This is a genomic window from Frankia sp. AgKG'84/4 (genome assembly GCF_023242965.2).
Taxonomy (GTDB): Bacteria; Actinomycetota; Actinomycetes; order Frankiales; family Frankiaceae; genus Frankia.
This window is the reverse complement of sequence record NZ_JALKFU020000972.1, coordinates 1-1,979: the sequence shown is the minus strand read 5'-3', so window position 1 is coordinate 1,979 and position 1,979 is coordinate 1. Positions and strand designations below refer to the sequence as shown.

The window sequence follows — 1,979 nt, the reverse complement described above, 5'->3', positions numbered from 1 at the left end:
CGGCTACGAGGCGGCCCTGAGCCCGAGCGCCCACGACCCGGGGCGCCTCGACGCCATCCTGGTCCGCGGCTCGGGAACCGCCGCGCTGCCCTTCTCCCGCCCCGGCCCCGACGCCCTCGCCGGCCAGCCGCGCTCGGCGCACACCAACCACCCGACGGCGGCCCGGGCCGCCGGTGCGCTGGTCGGACGGCTACGTGCCGATCTCGCGGTCGTGCTGCCGGACTACGCGGTGCCGGCGGCGTTCGTCGCGCTGCCCGAACTGCCCCGCAACGCCAACGGAAAGCTCGACGTCGCCGCCCTGCCCCCGGCCGAGCCGACCGTCGCCAGCTCCGGCCGTGCGCCCGCCAGCGGAGTCGAGCAGACCCTCGCGGACCTGTTCGCCGACGTCCTCGGGCTGCCCGCGATCGGCGCCGAGGACAACTTCTTCGCCCTCGGCGGCCATTCCCTGCTCGCCACCCGGGTCGTCAGCCGGGCCCGCGCCGCCCTCGGCGTCGACCTCGCCATCCGGGACCTCTTCGACGCGCCGACCGTCGAGGCACTCGCCACGAAGCTGTCCGACCACACCGGGCGCGGCACCAGCCGCCCGCCGCTCGTCGCGGCGGCACGCCCGCAACGAATCCCGCTGTCACCGGCGCAGCGCCGCCTGTGGCTGGTCGACCGGCTCGTTGACGGCACCGACGCTTACAACTATCCGCTCGCGCTGCGCCTGCGCGGCCACCTCGACGCCGCCGCGCTGCGCGCCGCCGTCGCCGACCTCCTCGGCCGGCACGAGGTTCTGCGCACCCTCATCGCAGCCGACGACGGGCTGCCCTACCAGCGGATTCTCGACCCGACCGACGCGGGCGAACGGGTGGGCGTCGACGTCGAGGACTGCCCGCCCGGCGAGGTCACCGGGCAGATCGCCGCCGCGCTGGCCCGGCCGTTCGACCTGACCGCCGAGCCGCCGCTGCGGGTGCGGATCCTGCGCGGCCCGGACGCCGACGTGCTGCTCATAGTCCTGCACCACATCGCCACCGACGAGTGGTCTGACCGCCCGTTCCTGCTCGACCTCGACGCCGCCTACCGCGCCCGGCGGGCCGGCGGCGCCCCGCCGTGGGCGCCGCTGGAAGTCCAGTACGCCGACTACGCCCGCTGGCACCGTGACCTGCTCGGCGATCCGGCGGACCCGGACAGCGTCGCCGCCCGCCAGCTGGCCTTCTGGCTCGACGCGCTGCGCGGCATGCCCGAGGAGATCGCACTGCCGCTGGACCGGGAGCGCCCCGCCGTGCGCGACGGCGCGTCCGGGCGGGCCGCGGTGACCCTGCCCGCGCCCGTCGCGACGGGTCTGCGTGCCCTGTGCGCGGCGACCGCAACGAGCATGTCAATGCTCGTCCACGCCGGCCTCGCCACCCTGCTGCACCGGCTCGGCGCCGGCGACGACATCCCGATCGGCGTGCCCGTCGCCGGGCGCACCGACCCGGCGCTCGACCAGCTCGTCGGGTTCTTCGTCAACACCCTGGTGATCCGCACCGACCTGGCCGGCGACCCGAGCTTCCGGGAGCTCCTCGGCCGCACCCGCCACACCGACCTGGCCGCCTTCGACCACCAGGACCTGCCGTTCGAGGACATCGTCGCGGCGCGGCGGGGCCGACGCACCGCCGGCGTCAACCCGCTGTTCCAGGTGATGGCCGGCTACCACCACCTCGCCGACGACGACCGCGAGCTGTTCGGCACGCCGGTCGACTGGATCAACCCCGAGGTCGGCACGGCCAAGTTCGACCTCGACGTGACGTTCGTCGACCGCGCCGCGACCGGCGAGGTCACCGCGCTGGTCGAGTTCGCCACCGACGTCCTCGACCCGGCGAGTGGGCAGCGCCTCGCCACCCGACTCGTGCGCCTGCTCGCCGCGATCGTCCGAGACCCGGACCTTCCGGTCAGCCGGCTGGCGCTGCTCGACGACGCCGAACGCGCCGCCGCCCTGCGCGCGGCCACCGGCCCCC

Annotated in this window: 1 protein-coding gene; it reads left to right on the top strand. The window is 75.9% G+C overall.

Annotation, left to right across the window (positions count from 1 at the left end; genetic code table 11):
• The coding region (locus tag MXD58_RS26495; RefSeq protein WP_250610501.1) for a condensation domain-containing protein at positions 1-1,979 on the top strand (1,979 nt) is incomplete at both ends.